The sequence below is a fragment of the Streptococcus sp. BS35b genome (assembly GCF_000286475.1).
GTDB classification, from domain to species: Bacteria; Bacillota; Bacilli; order Lactobacillales; family Streptococcaceae; genus Streptococcus; species Streptococcus oralis_W.
Genome location: NZ_ALKH01000012.1, coordinates 42,234 through 67,201, shown reverse-complemented (window position 1 = coordinate 67,201; position 24,968 = coordinate 42,234). Strand labels below are relative to the sequence as shown.

General features: G+C 41.2%; 24 protein-coding genes. 23 read left to right on the top strand and 1 reads right to left on the bottom strand.

The annotated features are described in order from the left end of the window. The first annotated feature begins 2 nt into the window (after positions 1 to 2). The 16 genes from HMPREF1149_RS09510 (at position 3) to HMPREF1149_RS09440 (ending at position 11,995) form a co-directional block, all read left to right on the top strand. The gene (locus HMPREF1149_RS09510) at positions 3 to 473 is read left to right on the top strand and encodes a single-stranded DNA-binding protein (protein WP_000609614.1); all 471 of its coding nucleotides are present in this window, start codon (positions 3 to 5) and stop codon (positions 471 to 473) included. A gap of 31 nt (positions 474 to 504) precedes the next feature. Beyond that, positions 505 to 744, top strand: a complete 240-nt coding sequence (rpsR, locus tag HMPREF1149_RS09505) for a 30S ribosomal protein S18 (RefSeq protein WP_000068664.1) — start codon at positions 505 to 507, stop codon at positions 742 to 744. A 293-nt stretch (positions 745 to 1,037) separates the two neighbouring features. Then, the gene (locus HMPREF1149_RS09500; RefSeq protein WP_000450286.1) at positions 1,038 to 1,547 is read left to right on the top strand and encodes a GNAT family N-acetyltransferase; all 510 of its coding nucleotides are present in this window, start codon (positions 1,038 to 1,040) and stop codon (positions 1,545 to 1,547) included. A gap of 430 nt (positions 1,548 to 1,977) precedes the next feature. Continuing rightward, entirely contained in the window at positions 1,978 to 3,132 is a 1,155-nt protein-coding gene (gene wecB / locus HMPREF1149_RS09495; RefSeq protein ID WP_000734442.1) for a non-hydrolyzing UDP-N-acetylglucosamine 2-epimerase, read from the top strand. Beyond that, positions 3,132 to 3,911, top strand: coding sequence for a hypothetical protein (locus HMPREF1149_RS09490; protein WP_000759218.1), 780 nt, complete (start codon positions 3,132 to 3,134; stop codon positions 3,909 to 3,911). Before wecB ends, HMPREF1149_RS09490 begins: the two co-directional genes overlap by 1 nt. A gap of 9 nt (positions 3,912 to 3,920) precedes the next feature. Beyond that, positions 3,921 to 4,061, top strand: coding sequence for a hypothetical protein (locus HMPREF1149_RS11575; protein ID WP_000176306.1), 141 nt, complete (start codon positions 3,921 to 3,923; stop codon positions 4,059 to 4,061). Further along, positions 4,054 to 5,364 (top strand): glycosyltransferase family 2 protein, encoded by a 1,311-nt coding sequence (locus HMPREF1149_RS09485; RefSeq protein ID WP_000625494.1) that lies wholly within the window; start codon positions 4,054 to 4,056, stop codon positions 5,362 to 5,364. Before HMPREF1149_RS11575 ends, HMPREF1149_RS09485 begins: the two co-directional genes overlap by 8 nt. Positions 5,365 to 5,372: 8 nt before the next feature. Next, positions 5,373 to 6,476, top strand: a complete 1,104-nt coding sequence (locus tag HMPREF1149_RS09480; protein WP_000856183.1) for a glycosyl hydrolase family 8 — start codon at positions 5,373 to 5,375, stop codon at positions 6,474 to 6,476. 124 nt (positions 6,477 to 6,600) lie between these two features. Next, positions 6,601 to 8,001 carry a bifunctional Cof-type HAD-IIB family hydrolase/peptidylprolyl isomerase gene (locus HMPREF1149_RS09475; protein WP_025170463.1) on the top strand — a complete coding sequence of 467 codons (1,401 nt, stop codon included), beginning with the start codon at positions 6,601 to 6,603 and terminating at the stop codon, positions 7,999 to 8,001. A 1-nt stretch (position 8,002) separates the two neighbouring features. Beyond that, complete coding sequence (locus tag HMPREF1149_RS09470) at positions 8,003 to 8,362, top strand: S1 RNA-binding domain-containing protein (protein WP_000689616.1); 360 nt, start codon at positions 8,003 to 8,005, stop codon at positions 8,360 to 8,362. Positions 8,363 to 8,415: 53 nt separating this feature from the next. Then, positions 8,416 to 9,165, top strand: a complete 750-nt coding sequence (locus HMPREF1149_RS09465) for a tRNA1(Val) (adenine(37)-N6)-methyltransferase (RefSeq protein ID WP_000657015.1) — start codon at positions 8,416 to 8,418, stop codon at positions 9,163 to 9,165. Then, positions 9,155 to 9,439, top strand: a complete 285-nt coding sequence (locus HMPREF1149_RS09460; RefSeq protein ID WP_000349627.1) for a GIY-YIG nuclease family protein — start codon at positions 9,155 to 9,157, stop codon at positions 9,437 to 9,439. The genes HMPREF1149_RS09465 and HMPREF1149_RS09460 overlap by 11 nt, the downstream gene beginning before the upstream one ends. A gap of 85 nt (positions 9,440 to 9,524) precedes the next feature. Beyond that, on the top strand, positions 9,525 to 10,460 hold the full coding sequence (locus HMPREF1149_RS09455; protein WP_000036055.1) for a manganese-dependent inorganic pyrophosphatase: 936 nt from the start codon (positions 9,525 to 9,527) through the stop codon (positions 10,458 to 10,460). Between the two features lie 86 nt (positions 10,461 to 10,546). Then, positions 10,547 to 11,059: a YiiX/YebB-like N1pC/P60 family cysteine hydrolase gene (locus HMPREF1149_RS09450; protein WP_000892218.1), complete on the top strand. Its 513-nt coding sequence runs from the start codon at positions 10,547 to 10,549 to the stop codon at positions 11,057 to 11,059. Beyond that, the gene (locus HMPREF1149_RS09445) at positions 11,043 to 11,693 is read left to right on the top strand and encodes a DUF1803 domain-containing protein (protein ID WP_000614466.1); all 651 of its coding nucleotides are present in this window, start codon (positions 11,043 to 11,045) and stop codon (positions 11,691 to 11,693) included. Before HMPREF1149_RS09450 ends, HMPREF1149_RS09445 begins: the two co-directional genes overlap by 17 nt. A 101-nt stretch (positions 11,694 to 11,794) precedes the next feature. Then, positions 11,795 to 11,995, top strand: a complete 201-nt coding sequence (locus HMPREF1149_RS09440; protein ID WP_000051177.1) for a CsbD family protein — start codon at positions 11,795 to 11,797, stop codon at positions 11,993 to 11,995. A 32-nt stretch (positions 11,996 to 12,027) separates the two neighbouring features. On the opposite strand, the gene HMPREF1149_RS09435 is transcribed toward HMPREF1149_RS09440, so the two are convergent. Beyond that, positions 12,028 to 13,473, bottom strand: coding sequence for a UDP-N-acetylmuramoyl-L-alanyl-D-glutamate--L-lysine ligase (locus HMPREF1149_RS09435; protein ID WP_000590267.1), 1,446 nt, complete (start codon positions 13,471 to 13,473; stop codon positions 12,028 to 12,030). Between the two features lie 105 nt (positions 13,474 to 13,578). Here HMPREF1149_RS09435 and HMPREF1149_RS09430 point away from each other — a divergent pair, with 105 nt between their 5' ends. From HMPREF1149_RS09430 to murC, 7 genes are all read left to right on the top strand, one after another. Then, the gene (locus tag HMPREF1149_RS09430) at positions 13,579 to 15,201 is read left to right on the top strand and encodes a putative polysaccharide biosynthesis protein (RefSeq protein WP_000064207.1); all 1,623 of its coding nucleotides are present in this window, start codon (positions 13,579 to 13,581) and stop codon (positions 15,199 to 15,201) included. Positions 15,202 to 15,402: 201 nt separating this feature from the next. Further along, entirely contained in the window at positions 15,403 to 17,361 is a 1,959-nt protein-coding gene (locus HMPREF1149_RS09425; protein WP_000748536.1) for a peptide ABC transporter substrate-binding protein, read from the top strand. A gap of 145 nt (positions 17,362 to 17,506) precedes the next feature. Continuing rightward, on the top strand, positions 17,507 to 18,601 hold the full coding sequence (locus HMPREF1149_RS09420; RefSeq protein ID WP_000031950.1) for a cystathionine gamma-synthase: 1,095 nt from the start codon (positions 17,507 to 17,509) through the stop codon (positions 18,599 to 18,601). A gap of 7 nt (positions 18,602 to 18,608) precedes the next feature. After that, complete coding sequence (locus HMPREF1149_RS09415; RefSeq protein WP_000521337.1) at positions 18,609 to 19,775, top strand: MalY/PatB family protein; 1,167 nt, start codon at positions 18,609 to 18,611, stop codon at positions 19,773 to 19,775. A 92-nt stretch (positions 19,776 to 19,867) separates the two neighbouring features. Next, positions 19,868 to 22,963: a DEAD/DEAH box helicase gene (locus tag HMPREF1149_RS09410; protein WP_001096263.1), complete on the top strand. Its 3,096-nt coding sequence runs from the start codon at positions 19,868 to 19,870 to the stop codon at positions 22,961 to 22,963. A gap of 47 nt (positions 22,964 to 23,010) precedes the next feature. Then, positions 23,011 to 23,622, top strand: a complete 612-nt coding sequence (locus tag HMPREF1149_RS09405; RefSeq protein ID WP_000806752.1) for a hypothetical protein — start codon at positions 23,011 to 23,013, stop codon at positions 23,620 to 23,622. A gap of 11 nt (positions 23,623 to 23,633) precedes the next feature. Next, positions 23,634 to 24,968, top strand: a complete 1,335-nt coding sequence (gene murC / locus HMPREF1149_RS09400) for a UDP-N-acetylmuramate--L-alanine ligase (protein WP_000048097.1) — start codon at positions 23,634 to 23,636, stop codon at positions 24,966 to 24,968.

Below are 24,968 nucleotides of genomic sequence, written 5' to 3'. Positions count from 1 at the left end.
TTATGATTAACAATGTTGTACTTGTAGGGCGTATGACGCGTGACGCTGAGTTGCGTTATACCTCATCAAATGTAGCAGTTGCGACTTTCACTCTTGCAGTAAACCGTACATTTAAGAGTCAAAATGGCGAACGTGAGGCTGATTTCATCAATGTCGTTATGTGGCGTCAACAGGCTGAAAATCTTGCTAACTGGGCTAAAAAAGGCTCTCTTATCGGGATCACAGGTCGTATCCAGACTCGTAGTTACGATAACCAGCAAGGACAACGTGTTTACGTAACAGAAGTCGTGGCGGATAATTTCCAAATGTTGGAAAGCCGCGGAGTGCGTGAAGGACATTCAGGTGGCGCATATTCTGCACCAACTGCTGGTCAATCAGCACCTGCAAACCCAGTACCAGACTTTTCACGTTCTGAAAATCCATTTGGAGCAACAAATCCATTGGAGATTTCAGATGATGATTTACCATTCTAATGGACAATTAATACTATAAAGGAGAAAAAACATGGCTCAACAACGTCGTGGCGGATTCAAACGCCGTAAAAAAGTTGATTACATCGCAGCAAACAAAATTGAATATGTTGATTACAAAGATACTGAGCTTCTTAGCCGTTTCGTTTCAGAACGTGGGAAAATCCTTCCTCGTCGTGTAACAGGAACTTCAGCTAAAAACCAACGTAAAGTAACAACAGCTATCAAACGCGCTCGCGTAATGGCTTTGATGCCTTTCGTAAACGAAGATTAAAAAAGAGGTCCAGTGGACCTCTTTTTCATGAGCTTGAAAATAAGAAAGCGAATTAAGACCCGGGTGGGTCTTTTTTTCACGAGCATGGAAATGAGAGAGCGAGTTGGGTCCAGTGGAGCTCTTTTCATGAGCTCGAAAACAAGAAAGCGAATTAAGTCCCTTACAGTAAACAATCAAAAGTAGATATTTGGGGGTCTAGTAGGATTCTATTTTTAGTTTGACAGGTCTTTCTTTTCCTTTTTATCACTATTATCGTGCTATAATAGTGGGAGAAGACTTTTAAGGAGTACCTTATGGAAACAACGTGTCTGATTAGAAAAATGCAAACATCTGATGTTAAAGAACTATCCCAAGGTTTTATCAATCAAGGTTGGCCGGGTAGAGAGGAGATTTTAACTCGATACTTTAAGGAGCAAGAAAGTGGGGAGAGAGAAGTCTTAGTTGCAGAGGTTGAGGGTGCTGTAGCGGGCTACATTACCATTTTGCCCTCTGCTAAACATGGCCCTTTTGCAGAAATCTATCCAGAACTCTCAGATTTCAATGTCTTTGAGCCCTTTCAAAATCAAGGTATTGGAAATCTCTTGATGGAAGAATCGGAAAAACGAGTTAGGCTCATATCGGATAAGGTGACCCTTGGTGTTGGGCTCCATTCAGGGTATGGACCTGCCCAGAGATTGTATATCAAACGAGGCTATATTCCAGATGGGACGGGTGTTTGGTATCAAAATCACAGACCGGCTATGGATGCTACTTGTGAAGATATCGGTGATCTTGTTTTATATCTGTCAAAAGATTTGATTTAAGATAGATCTTATAAGGTTTAACTATAAAATAGCAAGAAGTCATAAATTCCTTTTTCATTAGAGAGGGATTTTTTCGTATTAGAAAATGAGATGCATTCTATGAAACGCTAAAATATAATTATCTGGATTGTTAAGAAAAAATAAATATTTAGATAATGGTAAGTTTTAGAATGTTTAAAAAATACTTCACTCAAAAAAATTTTAAGGAAACTTTAAGATATAAGGTTTACAAGCTGTAAATCACAGCGTTACAAAAATATTACGATTATTTAAAATTAAATTAAATGCAATAATATACTTGGAAAAATTTGACATATAAATTAATTAGCGGTAAAATAATTAAGATAATCAAATTAATTGATTTGCGCAATAATTCGATATAAAGATTAATCTGATGTGTCAAATTTTATTATAGTAGAAGGATACCATAATGAAGAAATTGAAAGTGATGGTTGTTTTTGGAACACGACCAGAAGCTATTAAAATGGCCCCTTTAGTGTTAGAATTGCAAAAACATAGTGATAGTATTGAGACGATCACAGTTGTGACAGCTCAGCACCGTCAAATGCTAGATCAAGTTCTTGAAACGTTTAGCATAGAGCCACATTATGACTTGGATATTATGGGGAAAAATCAATCCCTCTTGGATATTACTGGAAAAATTTTAGAAAAGTTTGATCCAGTTGTTAAGCAAGAACTTCCAGATATGATTCTTGTTCATGGAGATACAACGACAACTTTTGCAGCGAGTTTAGTTGCTTTCTATAATCAGGTACGTATCGGACACGTTGAAGCCGGCCTAAGAACATTTGATAAGTATTCTCCTTTCCCAGAAGAAATGAATCGTCAGATGACTGATAACCTTGCGGATCTTTATTTTGCTCCAACAAGTGAGAGTAAGGAAAATCTCCTCAAGGAAAATCATCCTGAGTCTGCTATTGTCATTACGGGAAATACAGCCATAGATGCCTTGAAACTAACCGTTCAATCGGATTACTATCATGAAGTTCTAGATCAATTGGATCCAAATAAGAAACTTGTATTGGTAACCATGCACCGTCGTGAAAATCAAGGTCAACCAATGAGAAATGTCTTTACAGCTTTACGTGAGATGGTCGATCTTCATCAGGAAATTGAAGTTGTTTATCCTGTTCACCTTAGCCCTGCTGTGCAAGAAGTAGCAAAAGATATCTTAGCTGGTCACGATCGTATTCACTTGATTGAACCTTTAGATGTACTCGATTTTCATAATTTGGCTTCAAGAAGTGATTTTATCATGACTGACTCTGGCGGTGTCCAGGAAGAGGCGCCTTCCCTCGGCAAACCTGTTCTCGTCCTTCGTGATACGACGGAACGCCCAGAAGGGGTTCGCGCAGGAACCTTGAAGTTAGTTGGTACGAATCCTGCACGTGTAAAAGAAGCGATGACAGCCCTCTTAACAGATGAACCCCTTTATAGACAAATGTCTCAGGCACCAAATCCTTATGGAGATGGAAAAGCCTCTGAACGAATCGTTCGTGCTATACAACATTATTTTGGTATTGCTGAATCTGTATCCGAATTTAAAGAGGTGGAAGAGGCGTAATGAAAAAATGGAATAAATTTAGGAATTGGCTCCTCGCTTTTCTGGGGTGCGAGTCACTTCTTTTAGGGCTTTCTTTTTTCTTTGCTCGAGAGATTATTTTAGAACAAATTTTGTTTTTAGCTTTAGCCTTGTTTGCAGTATTGGTATTATCTGACCTTTTGCTTACTTGGACCCTTATCTTAACATTTGGGCTTGGACTTATCGTTTTGGTTGCGGGTGTGGTTTATATCCCAATCATTCAACTGGTGTTCTTATTGATCAGTTTTCCACTTTTGATTGGGATTCTACTTAAAGTTCGTTGTTATTTCTTCAAGGTAGCTTCAAAGGTCCAAGAACAGGAAGACGAAGCTCGAGCAGATTACCAGGCTATGGTAACTGCACAAAGTGATGTGACGGTTCAATCTCTATTGATTCATTGGGCACATGAAGATTTGTTCTTCCAGATAAAACCTAAAGAGTATAACCAGATGCTCAGTCGCATTCAAGAGGTCATTGCTCAGGAATTGAGTTACAATGATAAGCTCTATTATGTTTCAGAAGGTAATTTTCTCGTTCTATCTAGTAGTAATAAGCGTTCTTTAAAGGAAGTCTATCTGAGTGATTTGCAGGAGAAACTGAGCAGTTTAGTTTTTCATGGAGAAGATGGCAATCAAGGAATTCAGTTTCAAACAGGCTATTTGGTGATTAATTCTGATAATAAAGATAAATACCAAGACTACGCAGATGTTGCCAGTCATCTCAAACGTCAACTAGAGACAGATGTAATTGTAGAATATTAGGAGGGAAACATGACTTTAACCGAACTATTTTTTGGCATTGCTTTGGCACTCAGTCTCGCCTTTGGCATTTGTTTTATCATATTATTTATTGCATACAATATTCTTTACCATCGAGTGAACAAAAATTTTAAGGCGGTGAATCATGATTAGTCAAATGTTAATGATTTTTACCTTGCTTACAATTTGGATTTCTCTAGCTTGGGGCTTGGTAATTCTCTTTTCGGCAGTACACTTTTGGTTTAAACACAGTGATTTTCGTGTAGATACGTCGCCGCTACCTTATTATCCTAAGGTCACCATTGTTGTTCCTGCTCATAATGAGGATGTGGTTATTGCACAGACGGCAAAAGCTATCTTGGATATGAACTATCCTCACGATCGTGTGGAGTTACTCCTGTTTGCGGATAACTGTTCGGACAACACTTATTCAGAGTGTTTGTCTGTACAAGCCATGCCTGAATATGCAGAAAGAAATCTTACTATTATCGACCGTACTGGTACGGGAGGAAAAGCAGGAGTTCTAAACGATGCTTTGAAGATGGCAACAGGTGAATACATCTGTGTCTATGATGCGGATGCCATGCCTGAAAAAAATGCCCTATATTTCCTTGTCAAAGAAGTGATGAAAGACCCTGAACGCCATGTGGCATCTTTCGGTCGAAACAAGACTCGAAATGCCAATCAAAATTTCTTGACTCGTTGTATCAACCAAGAAATCGTTGTTACCCAACGGGTGCACCATGTTGGGATGTGGCATCTCTTTAAAATTGGTCGTATCCCAGGAACCAACTTTATCATTCAAACCGACTTTGTAAAGAGTATCGGTGGTTGGAAAAATGGTGCCTTGACAGAGGATACCGATATTTCTTTCAAAATCATGCAGAGTGGTAAATTGATTGCCCTTGCCTATAACTCAGAGGCTTTCCAACAAGAACCTGAGACTTTAAAGAGTTACTATATGCAACGAAAACGATGGGCTAAAGGAAACTACGAAGTTGTTCTCTCAAACTTTAAGCATTTATTTGGCAGAGCAAACTGGCGTGTTAAATTAGAAGTTTTTAACTATTCGTGTGTTTTCTTTTGGTTTAACTTTGCCATTGTTCTATCAGATTTGATTTTCCTAGCGAATGTGCTAGCAATTTGCCTGAACCTATTCTTCCCAGATATCAGGGTTCCATTTGCTTTTGATGCGGATAATATCTACATCGCCCAGCTCATGCTCTTCAACTGGATACTCATGATTGGTCTCTATTTGATGCAAATTATGACAGCATTGGCCAGTCAATTTGGACAAGCGACGACAAAGCAAATCTGGTTGGCTTTGGCTGCCTATTTCACTTATGCACAGATGTTTATCGTTGTTTCCATTGATTCCATTTCTTCAATCGTGCTGGACAAAGTACTCCGACGGAAAGAAACCAAGTGGGTTAAAACCAAGCGATTTGCAGGATAGGAGGTTCTATGAAAACGAATAAATTAAAATATGTCTGGTTTGTGCTCATTCTTTCTATCTTTTGTTTAGCCTTGTTTTTGGCAAGAGGAAGGACTAAAATCGAGATGCGCAATCGCCTTTATAGCCAATGGAGCCAACAGTTCCTTGTTACAAAAGGCGATCAGTCTTATGTTCGTACGACGAGTGATTCGGAGGGAACAACAGTTCTATCTGAAGCCCAAAGTTACGGCATGCTCATAACGGTTTTAGCAGCCCAAAAAGGGCAAGCGACACAAGCAGATTTTGAGAATCTTTATCGCTATTATCAAAATCATCGTATTGAGGGAACGCAGTTGATGTCTTGGAAGCAAGTGATCACAAATGGTAGCGAAACGGTTGAGAAGCAAAACGCAACCGATGGTGATCTCTATATCGCTTATTCTTTGATTGAAGCTGCCAAGCAGTGGCCAGATAAAGCGCAGGAATACCAAGCGCAAGCTAAAAAAATCTTAGAAGATATTCTTCGATACAATTACAATGAAGAGACAGGTGTTTTAACAGTAGGAAACTGGGCAAACAAGGATTCCGATTATTATTACTTAATGCGGACGTCTGATACCCTTCCCCACTATTTCCAGTCTTTCTATGACCTGACTGGAAACAAGCAGTGGTTAGATGTTAAGGATAAGATGCTTGAGCAATTGGAGCAAATCAGTTCTCATTCTGATACGGGTCTCTTGCCAGACTTTATCTGGGCTGAGAAGTCAGGGGCACGTCTTGTTGATGCCAACACAATCGAATCTCAATACGATGGGGCGTACTCTTATAACGCTTGTCGCTTGCCTTATCACTTGTCTCAAAGTCAAGATGAAAGAAGTCAAAAACTTGTTCAAAAAATGATGAATTTCTTTATGAAGGAGCGACGCGTTTATGCTGGCTATGACTTGAATGGAACGGCCCTCAATCAATACCAGGCAGGTAGTTTCTTGGCACCGATTTCCTATGCAGCTGATAAGGGAGAAGGTTACCTGAAACTCTTTCAACAAAATAAATACATTTTCACACAAAATTTACCTTTGGACAACTACTATGATGCAACGATGATTACTATGATTGCTCTAGAGTTGTTCTAGGATGAAAAGAGAGGGCTAGTTTTACTGGCTCTCTTTTTGATAGGATTTTCATCTTTTTTCAAAAAAGGAATTTCATCAGCTTTATGGTATAATGGAAAGAGTAATGGAAAAAAGAGGTAGAGAGATGGATGCGAAATTAAAATACAAGGCAAAGAAGATTAAAATCATCTTTTTTGATATTGATGATACCCTGCGTACGTCAAAGACAGGTTTTATTCCAGCTACAATTCCCACTGTCTTTAAACAGTTACATGAAAAAGGAATTTTAACAGGAATCGCCTCTGGGCGTGGTATTTTCGGTGTCGTTCCAGAGATTCGTGAGCTCAAGCCGGACTTTTTTGTAACCCTGAATGGGGCCTATATCGAAGATAAAAAAGGTCAGGTCATTTATCAGCATCAGATTGACAAGTCAGATGTTGAAGAGTATATCTCTTGGACTAAGCGAGAGGGAATTGAATATGGCTTGGTTGGCAGTCATGACGCCAAACTCTCCACGCGAACAGAACTGATCAGTGAGGCTATTGATCCGATTTATCCAAACTTGGGTGTGGATCCTGACTTTCATGAAAAAGCAGATATATACCAGATGTGGACCTTTGAAGATAAAGGGGATAGCTTGCACTTACCAGAGTCTTTATCGGATAAACTTCGCATGGTGCGTTGGCATGAACATTCATCTGATATCGTGCCGATTTCAGGATCCAAAGCAACTGGTGTAGCCAAGGTGGTGGAACATCTAGGCTTAAAACCAGAGAATGTCATGGTCTTTGGGGATGGTCTTAACGATTTAGAACTCTTTGATTATGCAGGCATTAGTGTTGCTATGGGTGTTTCCCATGAAAAGATTAAAGAAAAAGCAGATTATATTACAAAAACAGTAGAAGAAGATGGCATTTTTGATGCCTTAGAAGGATTTGGTATGGTAGAAAAAGAATTGCATTTCCCACAAATAAATATTGAAACAGTAGAAGGTCCTCTTGCGACCATTAAGACAAATCACGGAGACTTGCGTATCAAGCTCTTCCCTGAACATGCTCCCAAAACAGTGGCTAACTTTGTTGCTCTTTCAAAAGATGGTTACTATGATGGTGTCATTTTCCACCGCATTATCAAGGACTTTATGATCCAAGGCGGGGACCCAACCGGTACTGGTATGGGGGGAGAGTCAATCTACGGTGACTCTTTTGAGGATGAATTTTCAGAAGAACTCTACAATATCCGTGGTGCCCTTTCTATGGCCAATGCGGGTCCAAATACCAATGGTAGCCAGTTCTTTATCGTGCAAAACCAACATTTGCCATATTCTAAGAAAGAGATTGCGCGTGGTGGTTGGCCTGAACCAATCGCTGAGATTTATGCAGAACAAGGTGGAACTCCTCACCTTGACCGTCGCCATACTGTTTTTGGGCAATTGGTAGACGAGGAATCGTTTGCGGTCTTGGATGCCATTGCAGCTGTTGAGACAGGGGCCATGGATAAACCAGTTGAAGATGTAGTAATTGAAACGATTGAAATTGAGGACTAGGATGAAAATTGGTGATAAGCTAACTGGGCGTATTACAGGAATTCAGCCCTATGGTGCCTTTGTTGAGTTAGAGACAGGGGCGACAGGGCTGATTCACATCTCGGAGATTCGGACGGGATTTATTGAAAATATCTATGACATTTTAAAAATTGGCGATGAAGTCCAAGTTCAGGTAGTGGATTTTGACGAATACACTGGGAAGGCTAGTCTTTCCATACGTACTTTGGAGGAAGAAAAACATCAATTGCCAAGACGGAGACGTTTTTCAAATGATCGGATCAAGCACGGTTTTGCTCCTCTTGCCCGAATGATGCCTGTTTGGACGCGTGAAGCATTAGAGCATTTAAAAAAGAAACCGTAAATACGATTATCTAAAACATTTGTAATATTAACATAATTTGTTATAATGAAAGTATGAAAGAAGAACAATTATTAAAACCAGGAGAGCGAATCAACCAGCTCTTTTCGACAGATATCAAGATCATCCAAAATAGAGAGGTGTTTAGCTATTCGGTGGATAGTGTTCTCTTGTCACGCTTTCCTCGCTTCCCTAAACGGGGTTTAATTGTGGACTTTTGTGCTGGAAATGGTGCAGTGGGACTTTTTGCTAGTTCACGTACTCAGGCGCAGATAATATCTGTAGAGATTCAGGAGCGTTTGGCGGATATGGCAGAGCGTTCGGTTCAGTTGAATGGCTTGGAAGAGCAGATGCAGGTCATCTGTGATGATTTGAAAAATATGCCTGCCCACATTCAGGGAAGTAAGGTGGATATGATTTTGTGCAATCCGCCTTATTTTAAGGTGGATCCGCATTCCAATCTGAACGAGAGTGAACACTACCTTCTAGCCAGACACGAAATTACGACTAACCTGAAAGAAATTTGCCGTAGTGCTCAGAGTATTCTCAAGTCTAATGGCCGTTTGGCCATGGTCCATCGTCCTGATCGGCTCTTGGATATCTTAGATATGCTCAAACGCCACAATTTGGCACCCAAGCGCTTGCAATTTGTCTATCCTAAACGTGAGAAGGAGGCCAATATGCTCTTAATCGAAGCTATCAAGGATGGCTCGACGAGTGGCTTCAAGGTCTTGCCACCACTCATTGTTCACAATGATGATGGTTCCTATACACCAGAAATTCAAGAGATTTACTATGGATCATAAGGCCTATATGTATGTGGTAGAGTGTCGTGATGGTTCTTACTATACAGGCTATACAACGGATGTGAAGAGGCGCCTTGCCGTTCATAATAGTGGTAAGGGAGCCAAGTATACCCGAGCTCGCTTGCCAGTTAAACTTATCTATGCTCAGGGTTTTGCTAGCAAGGAAGAAGCCATGTCTGCTGAGGCTCTCCTTAAACGCAAGAAAAGACCACAGAAAAAACGATTTCTATCCGAAAATCAAGAGAAAAATCTAGTCAACCATATTGATATCTAACGAGGAGTCCTTTGGCTCCTCTTACTTTTGTCAAAAGAGGAAAAAAGTGCTACAATAAGATGAATAAATTTAAAGAGGTATTATCATGTCTAAGATTCTAGTATTTGGTCACCAAAATCCAGACTCAGATGCCATCGGGTCATCTGTAGCCTTTGCCTATCTTGCAAAAGAGGCTTATGGATTAGACACGGAAGCAGTAGCTCTCGGTACTCCAAATGAAGAAACAGCCTTTGTTTTGAACTATTTTGGTGTAGAAGCACCACGCGTCATCACATCTGCTAAAGCAGAAGGTGCAGAACAAGTCATCTTGACTGACCACAATGAATTCCAACAATCTGTATCAGATATCGCTGAAGTAGAAGTTTACGGAGTTGTGGACCACCACCGTGTGGCTAACTTTGAAACTGCAAGCCCACTTTACATGCGTTTGGAACCAGTTGGATCAGCTTCATCTATTGTTTACCGCATGTTCAAAGAACATGGTGTAGCTGTTCCTAAAGGAATCGCAGGATTGATGCTTTCAGGTTTGATTTCAGATACCCTTCTTTTGAAATCACCAACAACACACCCATCTGACAAAGTCATTGCTCCTGAATTGGCTGAATTAGCTGGTGTCAACTTGGAAGAGTACGGTCTTGCTATGCTCAAGGCTGGTACAAACTTGGCTAGTAAATCTGCTGAAGAATTGATTGACATCGATGCTAAGACTTTTGAACTCAACGGAAATAAGGTTCGTGTAGCTCAGGTTAACACAGTTGATATTGCTGAAGTCTTGGAACGCCAAGCTGAAATCGAAGCAGCAATGCAAGCGGCTAATGCAGCAAACGGCTACTCTGACTTTGTCTTGATGATTACAGACATCGTCAACTCAAACTCAGAAATTTTGGCTCTTGGATCAAACATGGACAAGGTGGAAGCAGCCTTTAACTTCAAACTTGAAAACAACCACGCTTTCCTTCCAGGTGCTGTTTCACGTAAGAAACAAGTGGTGCCTCAGTTGACTGAAAGCTTTAATGCTTAAGATCCTGAGTGTCAGTTCAAAATAGGAAAGGCTAGTTTGTCTTATATCGAAAGGAGTTTTAACTCCTTTTTTTCTAGGAGAGAAAGATGTTAGAAAATGGTGATTTGATTTTTGTGAAGGATTTTTCAGATATGGGGCAGGCCATCCAGGATTCTACTGGGAACTATAGTCATGTAGCCATCTTTTTGGACGGTTTTGTTTATCATGCAACTGGTGAAGTTGGTGTTATCTGTCAAGAACCAGCTGATTTTTTTGAACTGACTCATCTTTACGACCTTTATGTCTATCCAGAGCTGGAAGCTGACTTGGTAAAGGAGAGAGCTAGCAAACATTTAGGTGCACCCTATAATGCCTCTTTTTATCCGGATGGGAATGGCTTTTATTGCTCCCAGTATATCGCAAAAATCCTGCCTATTTTTGAGACTATTCCAATGCAATTTGGGGACGGGGAGCAGGAGATTAGTGATTTCTGGAATAAATACTATAGAGAACTAGGAATAGCTGTGCCTCTGAACCAGCCGGGGACCAATCCTAGTCAGTTAGCAGCATCCCCTCTTTTAAAATGTAAAGAAAGGAATCTTCATGATTCAGATTTTTAATCCCTCCCGTTTGACTCGACAACTATTTTTTATAGATTTGGTTGACTATCTGGACCAGCATGACGATGTGATTCTACGAGAAATCAAGGCCCAGTTTCCAGATGTATCAGTTGATAAGCTTATGGAAGAGTATATAAAGGCAGGCTTGATTCTAAGGGAAAATAAACACTATTCACTCAATTTCCCTTTTTTAGAATCTACGGATGATTTAGCCCTTGATCAAGAGATTTTTATCAGAGAGGACAGTCCAGTCTATCAAGGCTTGCTGGAGAAGACTTTTGAGACGGAATTGCGCAATCAAACCAATGCAGCCATTTTAATCGAACATACGGACTTTGCAAGGCAAAAAATGACCTTGTCTAATTATTTTTATAAAGTTAAGAACCAGTATCCACTGACAGAAGATCAGCAGAAACTCTATGATATTTTAGGAGATGTTAACCCTGAGTATGCCCTCAAATATATGACGACTTTTTTGTTAAAATTCCTCAAAAAAGACCAACTGATGCAGAAACGCCGTGATATCTTCGTTGAGAGTCTAGTCGTCTTGGGCTATGTTGTGCAAAACGAAGATGGAAAGTATGAGTTAGCTGCTGATTTTGATAAGGAACGGTTGACTTTCTATTTGTCTTAATGGCTTCATTTTGAGCAGATTGTTTGACTTTACTAAAGAATAAGCATAAACTGAATGTAAGCGATAACGTTTATCGTATTAAAAGCAAAGGAGACAGAGCTATGTCACTTGAAAATAAATTGGATCAAGCAACTGGTGCTATCAAAGAAGAATTTGGTAAAGTTACTGGCGATAGCAAGACAGAAGTAGAAGGTGCTGTAGAAAAAACAGTTGCGAAAGCAAAAGAAGTTGTTGAAGATGCTAAAGGTGCTGTAGAAGGTGCCGTTGAAGGTCTTAAAAATTCATTTAAGAAAGAAGACTAAAAAAATCAAGGGAATGTTTCCCTTGATTTTTTTTATAGATAACGTTCTGCGATGGCCGCATCTCCAGGATAGTCTTCTTTCTTTCCTTGGACGATTTGGTAGCAATCGGCTCCCTTACCTGCAATAATCACGGCATCAAGTTCTTGATTTGTGATGGCCATCGCTGCCTTAATGGCTTCTTCACGATCGGCAATCTTTTCAACAGGATGACTGATATAGCTGCTGATTTCATCTGCAATGGCCATTGGATTCTCATAGTTGGGGTCATCAGCGGTGAGAAAGACTTGAATCTCAGGATGTTGATTGAGCAGGAGTCCAAAGTCTTTGCGACGACTTTCACCCTTGTTTCCAGTCGAACCGAGAACCAGAGCAATCTTTCCAGTTTGATGAGTTTCAACAACAGAAATCAGTTTTTTCAGACTATCACCATTGTGGGCATAGTCGATGAAGACCTTGGCTCCATTTTTCTGAGTGAGAACTTCCATACGTCCAGGAACGCGGGTTGCAGCGATCCCTTTTTTGATGTCCTCTAGACTGGCACCTAGACGAAGACAGGCAAGTCCTGCAGCAACAGCATTTTCTTGATTGAAGTGGCCAATGAGTTGAATATCATAATCACCAGCGAGTTTACCGGTAGCTGAAAAGCTAAAGGCTTTGGAGTTCTCGATTTGATTGCTTGACTGGCTACCATAGAAGTCATGTTCTTGATGTTCCACTTGTTCTCTCAGTACAGAAAAGTGGTTCATGTCGCTGTTAATGACAACTGCTCGGCTATTTTTCATCAAGAGACGTTTGTGGTAGAAGTAATCTTCAAAGCTAGGATGCTCAATCGGTCCGATATGGTCAGGTGTGATGTTGAGAAAGACTCCTACATCAAAGGTCAGGCCATAGACTCGATGAACAAGATAGGCTTGGCTAGAGACTTCCATTACAAGATGGGTTCTTCCATTTTTAACAGCCTGAGCCATCATGTCGAAAAGATCGATATTTTCAGGCGTTGAGAAGGAAGATTTAAAGAAGGTCTTGCCATCTAGAGTTGTATTCATAGTTGACAAGAGAGCTGTTGGGTAGCGTTGAGATAGGATGTGGTAAGCAAAGTAGGCAGATGTTGTCTTTCCTTTTGTCCCTGTGAAAGCAAGAATTTTTAGTTTCTCTTGCGGATTACCATAAAATTCCATAGCAATCAAACTCATGGCTTTCTTGATATCGTTCACAACGATGACAGGGATACCAACCTCGTAGTCCTTTTCGGCAACATACCAGGCTAAGCCCTGAGTTATAGCAGAAAGAAGGTATTCTTTTTTAAAGGCAGCGCCTTTTGCAAAAAAAAGAGAGCCTTCTTTTACTTTTCGGCTGTCGTAACTGATGCTATCAAAAACAACTTCGTTGTAGTTATAGTGGTAGTGTCCTTGGTCGATAATCTCGCGGAAGAGATCATCTTTCTTTAATATATCTAATACGGTTTCAATCTTTATCATACTTTCTATTGTAAACCGAAAGTCTGAATTTTACAAGTAACAAGGAAAAGTTTATAATGGAAGATGAGGAAAATTTCCTAGTTATTAAAATTGAATGAGGAAGCTATGTCTAACGAAAACAATCACCAGCAAGCCCAGATGTTGCGAGGGACTGCTTGGCTAACAGCTAGTAACTTTATTAGTCGCCTCCTTGGGGCAATCTACATTATTCCCTGGTATATCTGGATGGGGACCTATGCTGCCAAGGCAAATGGACTCTTTACCATGGGGTATAATATTTACGCCTGGTTCTTGCTGATTTCGACAGCGGGTATCCCCGTTGCGGTCGCTAAACAAGTGGCTAAGTACAATACCATGCGAGAAGAAGAGCACAGCTTTGCCTTGATTCGGAGTTTCCTAAGCTTTATGACGGGCTTGGGCTTAGTCTTTGCTTTGGTCTTGTATCTCTTTTCTCCTTGGTTAGCAGATTTGTCAGGTGTGGGGAAAGACCTGATTCCTATCATGCAGAGTTTGGCTTGGGCGGTCTTGATTTTCCCGTCTATGAGTGTCATCCGGGGCTTCTTCCAAGGGATGAACAATCTGAAACCCTATGCTATGAGCCAAATCGCTGAGCAGGTGATCCGTGTTATCTGGATGTTGATGGCAACCTTCTTCATTATGAAGATGGGTTCTGGTGACTACCTATCAGCCGTTACCCAATCGACCTTTGCGGCCTTTGTGGGGATGGTGGCAAGTTTTGCAGTTTTGATTTATTTCCTTGCCCAAGAAGGTTTGCTTAAAAGAGTCTTTGAAACACGAGATAAGATCAATAGTAAGCGACTCCTAGTTGATACCATCAAGGAAGCCATTCCTTTTATCCTGACAGGGTCTGCCATTCAACTCTTTCAGATTTTAGACCAGATGACTTTTATCAATAGTATGAAGTGGTTTACCAACTATAGCAACGAAGACTTGGTTGTCATGTTTTCTTATTTCTCTGCCAATCCTAATAAAATTACCATGATTTTAATCTCTGTGGGAGTTTCGATTGGGAGTGTCGGCTTGCCACTGTTGACGGAAAACTATGTAAAAGGCGACTTGCGGGCAGCGGCTCGCTTAGTCCAAGATAGCCTCACCATGCTCTTCTTATTCTTGCTACCAGCAACGGTTGGGGTTGTTATGGTAGGAGAACCGCTCTACACAGTCTTTTACGGTAAGCCAGATAGTCTGGCCATGGGCTTGTTTGTCTTTGCAGTTTTGCAGTCTACCATCCTAGGTTTGTATATGGTCTTGTCCCCTATGCTTCAGGCCATGTTCCGAAATCGCAAGGCAGTTCTTTATTTTGTCTATGGTTCCATTGCTAAGATCGTCTTGCAATTGCCAACCATTGCTGTTTTCCACAGCTACGGTCCTTTGATTTCAACGACCATCGGACTAATTATTCCGAATGTCTTGATGTACCGAGACATCTGCCAGGTAACGGGTACTCGTCGAAAGATAATCTTGAAGCGAACCATTTTGATTACCATCTTAACCCTTGTCATGTTCATCCTAGTTGGCTTCTTGCAGTGGCTGCTCGGTTTTGTCTTCCAACCAAGTGGACGTTTCTGGAGTTTCCTTTACGTAGCTCTCATCGGAGGGCTTGGAGGATGTCTGTATGGTCTGATGAGCCTACGAACACGACTCTTAGACAAGATAATAGGTAAAGCCCAAGCGGACCGACTACGGACACGATTGAAAATATCGTAAGAAGATTTATAAATAAAAGCAATGAATTAACCTTTCTTTAATAGAAAGGTTTTTATAGTACATTTTTCTTAAAAAAGGAGAACTTTTTCTAAAATTAAGAGTAGAAAAATATGTTTTTTAAGTTTTTCTTCAGAAATTACTTGACTAAATAAAACCAAAGCTGTATAATAAGACAAAACTTTTAAACAGGAGGTTCTGGAAATGAAAAAGTCTAAGGCCAAGTATCTGACACTTGCAAGTGTCGTGTTAAGCGCAGGTATCTTACTGAGCGCATGTGGAAACTCAAGTAGCGCTTCTAAAACATATAACTATGTTTATTCGAGCGATCCATCTAGTTTGAACTATTTTGCAGAAAACCGTGCAACAACCAATGACATCGTGACCAATTTGGTAGATGGATTGATGGAAAATGACCAATACGGTAACTATGTTCCATCGTTGGCAGAGGATTGGACTGTTTCTCAGGACGGTTTGACCTATACTTACAAATTGCGTAAGGATGCAAAATGGTATACCTATGAGGGTGAAGAATACGCCCCTGTAACGGCCCAAGATTTTGTCACTGGGTTGAAATATGCTGCTGATAAAAAATCCGAAGCCTTGTACCTAGTTCAAGACTCTGTAGCAGGTTTGGATGACTATATCAACGGGAAAACAACTGACTTTTCAACTGTCGGTGTTAAGGCGATTGATGACCAAACAGTTCAGTACACTTTGACACGTCCAGAATCTTATTGGAACTCTAAAACAACTTCAACCATTCTCTTCCCTGTCAATGCAGACTTCCTGAAATCAAAAGGAGATGATTTTGGTAAGGTAGATCCTTCTAGTATTTTGTACAGTGGACCTTTCTTGATGAAATCGTTTGTTTCAAAATCTGTTATCGAATACAAGAAAAATCCAAATTACTGGGATGCTAAAAATGTCTTTGTGGACGATGTGAAATTGACTTACTATGATGGTAGTGACCAAGATGCCCTAGCTCGTAACTTTGTAGAAGGAGTATACAGCTACGCACGTCTCTATCCAAATAGCTCAAGCTTTGAAGGCATTAAAGAGAAGAACAAGGATAACATCATCTATAGTATGCAAACCGCAACTTCTTATTACTTGAACTTCAACTTGGACAGAAAATCTTATAACTTCACTTCTAAGTCCTCAGATATCGAAAAGAAATCAACCCAAGAAGCAGTTCTGAATAAAAACTTCCGTCAAGCCTTCAACTATGCTTATAACCGTACAGCCTATGGAGCACAATCTCAAGGTGAAGACGGAGCAACAAAGATTATTCGTAACTTGGTTGTACCTCCAACATTTGTAAGTATCAACGGGAAAGACTTTGGCGATGTTGTTTCAGAAAAGATGGTCAACTATGGCCAAGAATGGCAAGGAATCAACTTTGCAGACGCTCAAGATCCATACTACAATCCTGACAAGGCTAAAGCTAAATTTGCAGAAGCTAAGAAAGAATTGGAAGCTAAGGGGGTGCAATTCCCAATCCACTTGGATGTATCTGTAGATCAATCAGCTAAAAAAGGGGTACTTGAAGCAAGCTCTTTGAAACAATCCATCGAATCTGTCCTAGGAGCTGAAAATGTGGTTATCGATATCCAACAATTATCAACAGATGACTACGATAATTCTAGCTACCTCGCTCAAACGGCAGCTCAAAAAGACTTTGATATCTATAATGGCGGTTGGAGTGCTGACTACTTGGATCCATCAAGCTATCTAGATATCCTAAATGTCAATAACGGTGGTATGTTGCAAAACCTTGGTCTAGAACCAGGTGAGGTCAATGACAAGGCTAAGGCAGTTGGTCTGGATACTTACACTCAAATGCTAGAAGAAGCGAACAAGGAGCAAGAACCAGCAAAACGTTATGAAAAATATGCTGAAGTTCAAGCTTGGCTCGTTGATAGCGCCCTTGCTATTCCAAACGTTTCTCAAGGTGGAACACCGACCTTGAGAAAGACAGTTCCATTCTCATCGCCATTCTCACAAGCTGGAAATAAGGGTGTCGAATCATACAAGTACCTCAAGTTGCAAGATAAGACTGTAACGGCTGATGAGTATGAAAAAGCTAAAGAAAAATGGCTGAAAGAAAAAGAAGAATCAAATAAAAAAGCCCAAGAAGAACTGGCAAAACACGTTAAATAACCGGTCTATTCAACAGGAAAAACGATAGTTTCTCAGGAAGCTATCGTTTTTATATAGTTTGAAACTATAACTAGCTCTTGAAAACAAGAAAATAAGTTAGTGAAAATAAGTGGTACAATAGTTACTATAGATTTGGAGGTATTGTATGAGCAAAGAACTACACATCAACACAATTCTGGCCCAGGCAGGGATCAAGTCAGATGAGGCAACAGGTGCCTTGGTGACGCCGCTTCATTTTTCAACCACTTATCAGCATCCAGAGTTCGGTCAGTCTACGGGATTTGACTATACCCGTACTAAAAACCCAACTCGCAGTAAGGCGGAGGAGGTTTTGGCTGCAATCGAATCAGCGGACTATGCCCTAGCAACGAGCTCAGGTATGGCTGCGATTGTACTGGCCTTTAGTGTTTTTCCAGTAGGGAGTAAAGTCTTGGCTGTGCGAGATCTTTATGGGGGTTCTTTCCGTTGGTTCAACCAAGTGGAGCAAGAAGGCCGGTTCCATTTTACCTATGCCAATACAGAAGAAGAGCTGATCGCTGAGTTGGAGAAAGATGTGGATGTTCTCTATATCGAAACACCAACCAATCCCTTGATGTTGGAATTTGATATTGCAAAACTAGCCAAACTAGCTCATGCCAAGGGTTCCAAGGTAGTGGTAGACAATACCTTCTACAGTCCGATTTACCAACGTCCGATTGAAGAAGGTGCGGATATCGTTCTTCATTCTGCCACCAAGTATTTAGCAGGGCACAATGATGTCTTAGCTGGGGTGGTTGTGACTAATAGTTTAGAACTATATGAGCAACTTTTCTACAATTTGAATACGACAGGTGCCGTCCTATCACCGTTTGATAGTTATCAGTTGATTCGTGGTCTTAAAACTCTACCTCTTCGTATGGAGCGTTCTACAGCCAATGCCCAAGAAGTGGTTGCTTTTTTGAAGGATTCACCTGCTGTCAAGGAAGTTCTCTATACAGGACGTGGGGGGATGATTTCCTTTAAAGTAGTGGATGAAAAGCGTATTCCTCATATTTTAAATAGCTTAAAGGTCTTCTCATTTGCAGAAAGTTTGGGTGGGGTAGAGAGTCTGATTACCTATCCGACAACTCAGACTCATGCGGATATTCCAGCAGAAGTGCGCCATTCCTATGGCTTAACAGATGACCTCCTGCGCTTGTCAATCGGGATTGAAGATGCTAGGGATTTGATTGCGGACTTGCGCCAAGCTTTGGAAGGATAAGACAGATATGGGGAAATATGATTTTACAAGTCTGCCCAATCGTTTTGGGCATCATACCTATAAATGGAAAGAAGCGGAAGCTGATCGAGAAGTTCTACCAGCCTGGATAGCAGATATGGACTTTGTGGTTTTGCCTGAAGTTCGACAAGCTGTACAAGCCTACGCAGATCAGTTGGTCTATGGCTATACCTATGCTAGCGATGCTTTGATTGAATCGGTTCAGGACTGGGAAGCCACACAACACGGGTATCACTTTGACAAGGATTCTCTCGTCTTTATCGAGGGAGTAGTACCAGCTATTTCAACAGCTATTCAAGCCTTCACAAAAGAAGGCGAAGCGGTTCTGATTAACACACCGGTCTATCCACCTTTTGCTCGCAGTGTCAAACTGAACAATCGCCGATTGATTACCAATTCTTTGGTGGAAAAGAATGGTCTGTTTGAGATTGACTTTGACCAGTTGGAGAAGGATTTGGTGGAAGAGGATGTGAAGCTTTATATCCTTTGCAATCCTCACAATCCTGGTGGACGTGTTTGGGAAAAGGAAGTGTTAGAAAAGATTGGTCATCTCTGCCAAAAACATAGTGTTTTGTTGGTTTCAGATGAGATTCACCAAGATTTGGCTCTCTTTGGTCACAAACATCAGTCATTCAACACCATTGATCCCGCCTTTAAAGACTTTGCCCTTATCTTGAGCAGTGCCACTAAGACCTTTAATATTGCGGGGACCAAGAATTCCTATGCAATTATTGAAAATCCAAAGCTTCGAGTTGCTTTCCAGAAACGCCAGTTGGCCAATAACCAGCATGAAATCTCAGGCTTGGGGTATTTGGCAACAGAAGCTGCCTACCGTTATGGCAAGGACTGGTTAGGAGAGTTAAAAGAAGTCATTGAGGACCACATTAACTATGTAGTGGATGTTTTGGGCAACGAAACCAAGATTAAGGTCATGAAACCGCAAGGTACCTACTTGATTTGGCTTGATTTTTCAGCCTATGATCTAACGGATGACCGCTTGCAAGAGCTTTTGAGAAATGAAGCCAAGGTTATCTTGAACCGAGGTTTGGACTTTGGGGAGGAGGGAGCTCTTCATGCCCGCCTCAATGTAGCTATGCCGAAGTCAGTACTGGAAGAGGTTTGCCAACGCATCGTGACCACTTTTTCTACACTTTAAAAATCCAGCCTTCTAGGAGAAAAGTCTTCCTAGAAGGCTATTTTCGTAGGGGAAAATGTGGTATAATGAAAAGATAAGATAAAGGGGTAACTATGGCTAAATTGATTCCAGGAAAGTTGCGCATGGAGGGTGTTACTCTCTATGAAACGGGCAACATTGAGATTATCAAGGAAAAAGGGAATCGCCTCTATACTCGTGTGGCGGGAGAAGACTTGCGCTACAGTTTAGAGGATGATCTGGTTTTTTGTGCTTGTGATTTTTTTCAAAAAAGAGGTTACTGTGTTCACCTCGCAGCGCTTGAGCATTATCTGAAAAATGATGAAGAAGGCCAGGTGATTTTACAAGCCTTAGAAAAAGGACATGAAGAGCAAGAAGAGGTCGAAACCAAGGTTAGTTTTGGTGGTAGTTTTTTGGAGCGTATCCAACCTCAGAAGAGAGAGAAAATCTACACTTTGTCAGCTCAAGGTCAGGTGGAAGCTGGAACCAATCGTCTCCTTTGGACTCTCCGAATCGGTTTAGTTGATAGTCAAAAATATTATGTCATTCGTGACATCCCTCTCTTTTTGAAGGTCTTAGTCCATCGAAAGCCATATATGATTGGGAAACACTATGAAAATGACTTGTCTTGGGATGCTTTTGATACAGCTAGTCAAGAAGTTCTTACTTTTTTATGTGGCTTGATTGAGGAGGGACTGAGTCAAGACCTCTTTTTCCCCAATCAAGGTCGTCACCTCTTTTTCCCTCTGACCTTTTTTGAGCAGGGAGTGGAGTTGCTGATAAATTTGGAGGATTTTCATTTTGAACACCAGATCGATAGTTATGAAAATCTTCTCTTTCATGATTTAGATCCCGATGCGAAACTGTTCTCTTTTTCAGTGCAGGAGTATCCCGATTATTTTGAAATGGAGATTTCTGAAAGTGAGCGAGTTAACGTATTCTATGGAGGGGCAGTTCTATTTCGTAAGGGGAATCTTTATCTCTTAAATCCTAAGCAAATCAGCCTCCTAAAGGAAATCAAGGAGCTTTCTCAGGAGGAGAGAGGGAGAAAATGCCTCCAGTTTGACAACAGTGATCGTGACCGTCTGGCTGCCTGTCTGCCTTTGTTTGGACAGCTGGGCACAGTTTCTGCTCCTGAGCGCTTACAAATCAGACCCTTTTCACCAATCTTTTACTTTGATAGGGAGGATGACGGCCGCATCCGCTTGAATATCCAGTTTGACTATGGAGAGGTTAAGGTAACTAGTCGTCAACAGCTGGAACAATTACCTTTTTCAAGTGATGCTGTCTTGGAAAACCAGCTATTTCAAGTCTGTTTAGGGGCTGGTTTTGAGGCTGATTTTCAGTCTTGGAGACAGGCTTTGAAGCCAGAGGCAGTTTATTCTTTCTTTCACCATACGATTCCAGCTTTTGAGAAGTTGGGTCAGGTCTTCTTATCTGATGAGATGAATCAGCTCTACAGCGTCCAAGCTCCTCAGGTTCAGATTGAGTCCAAGGGAGGACTGTTGGAAATCCAATTTGATTTCCAAGGGATTGCCCAAGAAGAGATTGATCAAGCTCTCAAAGCCCTGACCAGCAATCAGGATTTCTATATCAGTTCTTCTGACCAAGTGTACTTTTTTGATGAGGAAACCAAGCAGATTCGTCAAAATTTACAGGAATTGGGGGTTGAGCTAAAAGATGGTTCTTTTCAGGCTCGGAAATCCTTAGCTTACAGTCTGTCTCAGCTTTTTGAAGGTCGAGATAGGATCTCCTTCACAGAGGAATTTCAGCATTTGGCTCATGATTTGACCCATCCAGAGGACTTTCCTTTGGGAGATATACAGGTGCAGGCGAGTTTGAGAGACTATCAGGAAAAGGGTGTCCGTTGGCTTCAGATGCTTCACCGCTATGGCTTTGGTGGCATCCTAGCCGATGATATGGGACTGGGAAAAACACTGCAAACTATTGCTTTTTTGACCAGTCAGGTGACCGAAGAAAGTCGGGTCTTGATTTTAGCACCGTCAGGTTTGATCTACAATTGGGCAGATGAATTTAGAAAATTTGCACCACAGTTGGATTTGGCTGTCGTTCATGGTTTGAAAGCGAATCGAGAAGCGATTCTTTCTGAAAATCACCAAATCTATGTGACTAGCTATGCAACCTTTCGTCAAGACAGCGAGCTTTATCAAGAGATGGCTTTTGATTTTCTCTTCTTAGATGAAGCCCAGGTCATGAAAAATGCCCAGACTAAGATTGCTCAGAGTTTGCGCCAGTTTGTGGTGCCGGCAGTCTTTGCTTTGTCGGGTACGCCCATCGAAAATCATTTAGGAGAGTTGTGGTCTATCTTTCAAATTGTGCTACCGGGGCTCTTACCAAGTAAAAAGGAGTTTATGAAATTACCGGCTGACCGAGTCGCGCAGTTTATCAAGCCCTTTGTCATGAGGCGTAAGAAAGAAGAAGTTCTTACAGAACTGCCTGATCTGATCGAAGTCGTCTATAAAAATGAACTGGAAGATCAGCAGAAGGCCATCTATCTGGCTCAGTTGCAACAGATGCGAGACCGTCTAGCCCAAGTGACAGACCAAGAATTCCAGAGAAGTCGGGTAGAAATTTTATCTGGTCTCATGCGTTTGCGTCAAATCTGTGATACGCCAGCTCTCTTCATGGACGATTACCATGGAGCCAGTGGTAAATTGGATAGCCTTCGAGATTTATTGCTACAAGTGGCAGATGGTGGGCATCGGGTCTTGATTTTCTCGCAGTTCAAAGGAATGTTGGAAAAAATCGAGCAAGAGCTCCCGAATTTGGGCTTGACTTCCTTTAAAATTACGGGCTCAACTCCTGCTCAAGACAGACAAGAGATGACTAAAATATTTAACCAAGGGGAAAGGGATATCTTTCTCATCTCCCTTAAGGCAGGTGGTGTCGGTCTCAATCTGACAGGAGCTGACACCGTCATCCTAGTGGACCTCTGGTGGAATCCTGCTGTCGAGGCTCAGGCTATCGGACGAGCTCACCGAATGGGACAGGAGCGGAAGGTAGAGGTTTACCGTTTGATTACTAGAGGAACCATTGAAGAAAAGATTCAAGAACTCCAAGAACAGAAGAAACACCTGGTTTCCCAAGTTTTGGATGGGACGGAATCGCGTGCGAGTCTTAGTCTGGCAGAAATTCGAGAAATTTTAGGAATTTCTGAAGCCAGCACTTGAAAAATCAAGACAATACGCTATAATGAAGTGTTGAAAGGAAATACAAAATGAAACAAGATCGATTTCCACTGGTGTCAGATGATGAGATCATGCTGACCAAAATGCCAGTCATGGACTTGTACGATGAGTCAGACTTTATTAGCAATATCAAAGGTGATTACCGCGATAAGAACTATTTGGAATGGTCTCCTATCAATGAGGAACAGGCTGTAACTCCTTCGGTAGCTAGCAAGGAACCAAAACCAGGCCCAGAACCTAAAAAAGTTGAAAAAACGTATGCTGAATTGGCTCGAGAAGAGGCGCGTGCGGATCTGAAGAAGAAACGTTCGGCCAAGTATTTGACTCAGGATGTTAGTCATACTAGACGACACAATGGTTCAACACTTGTTCGTCAAGGAAACCAACCAACAGCACCATTTCAAAAGGAAAATCCAGGTGAGCTTGCCAAGTTTAGTAAAAACTTGAGCCAGTCCCACTATATTCTAGCCGAGGAAGCTGGCCAGGTAGTGACTCCAACTCCGAAATCTCAAACGGAAAAGGCTAAAAAGAACAACTATGATTTTCTAAAGAAAAGTCAAATCTATAATAAAAAGAATAAGCAAACGGAACAGGAACGTCAGGTTGCCCAAGAGTTGAATCTGACAAGAATTACTGAGTAAGGGAGAAAAGCATGTCAAAAACATATCATTTTATTGGAATCAAGGGATCAGGGATGAGTGCCCTAGCCTTGATGTTGCATCAAATGGGACACAAGGTTCAAGGTTCAGACGTTGAAAAATACTACTTTACTCAACGTGGACTAGAGCAGGCAGGAATTACGATTCTTCCTTTTGATGAAAAGAACCTGCAAGGGGATCTTGAAATTATTGCTGGAAATGCCTTTCGTCCAGATAACAATGTTGAAATCGCCTATGCCGACAAAAATGGTATCAGCTACAAACGTTACCATGAATTCCTAGGTAGCTTTATGCGTGACTTTGTCAGCATGGGGGTTGCAGGAGCGCATGGTAAGACATCAACGACTGGGATGCTGTCTCACGTTTTGTCTCACATCACAGACACTAGCTTCTTGATTGGGGATGGAACGGGTCGAGGTTCTGAAAATGCTAAGTATTTTGTTTTTGAATCTGACGAATATGAGCGTCATTTCATGCCTTACCACCCAGAATACTCTATTATCACCAATATTGACTTTGACCATCCAGACTACTTTACGAGTCTAGAGGATGTATTCAATGCCTTTAATGACTATGCTAAACAAATTACCAAAGGTTTATTCGTCTACGGTGAGGATGCTGAGTTGCGTAAGATTACAGCCAATGCGCCAATCTATTACTATGGCTTTGATGCTGAGGGAAATGACTTTGTAGCTAGCGACCTTCTACGTTCTACAACTGGTTCGACCTTCACAGTTCATTTCCGCGGACAAGAGTTGGGTCAATTCCACATTCCAACCTTTGGTCGTCACAATATCATGAATGCGACAGCCGTTATTGGTTTACTTTATACAGCAGGGTTTGACTTGAACTTGGTACGTGAACACTTGAAAACATTTGCTGGTGTCAAGCGTCGTTTCACTGAAAAGGTTGTCAATGGTACCATTATTATTGATGATTTCGCCCACCATCCAACGGAAATCATTGCGACCTTAGATGCGGCTCGTCAGAAATACCCAAGCAAGGAAATTGTTGCAATCTTCCAACCACATACTTTCACTAGAACCATTGCCCTATTAGACGACTTTGCTAAAGCTTTGAGCCAGGCAGATGCTGTTTATTTGGCGAAAATCTATGGATCAGCCCGTGAGGTGGACCATGGTGACGTCAAGGTAGAAGACCTAGCAGATAAAATTAAGAAGAAAAGCCAAGTCATCACAGTTGAAAATGTATCACCACTCCTTGAGCATGATAATGCAGTCTATGTCTTTATGGGAGCAGGAGATATCCAAACCTATGAGTACTCATTCGAACGTCTCTTGTCTAATTTGACAAGTAACGTCCAATAA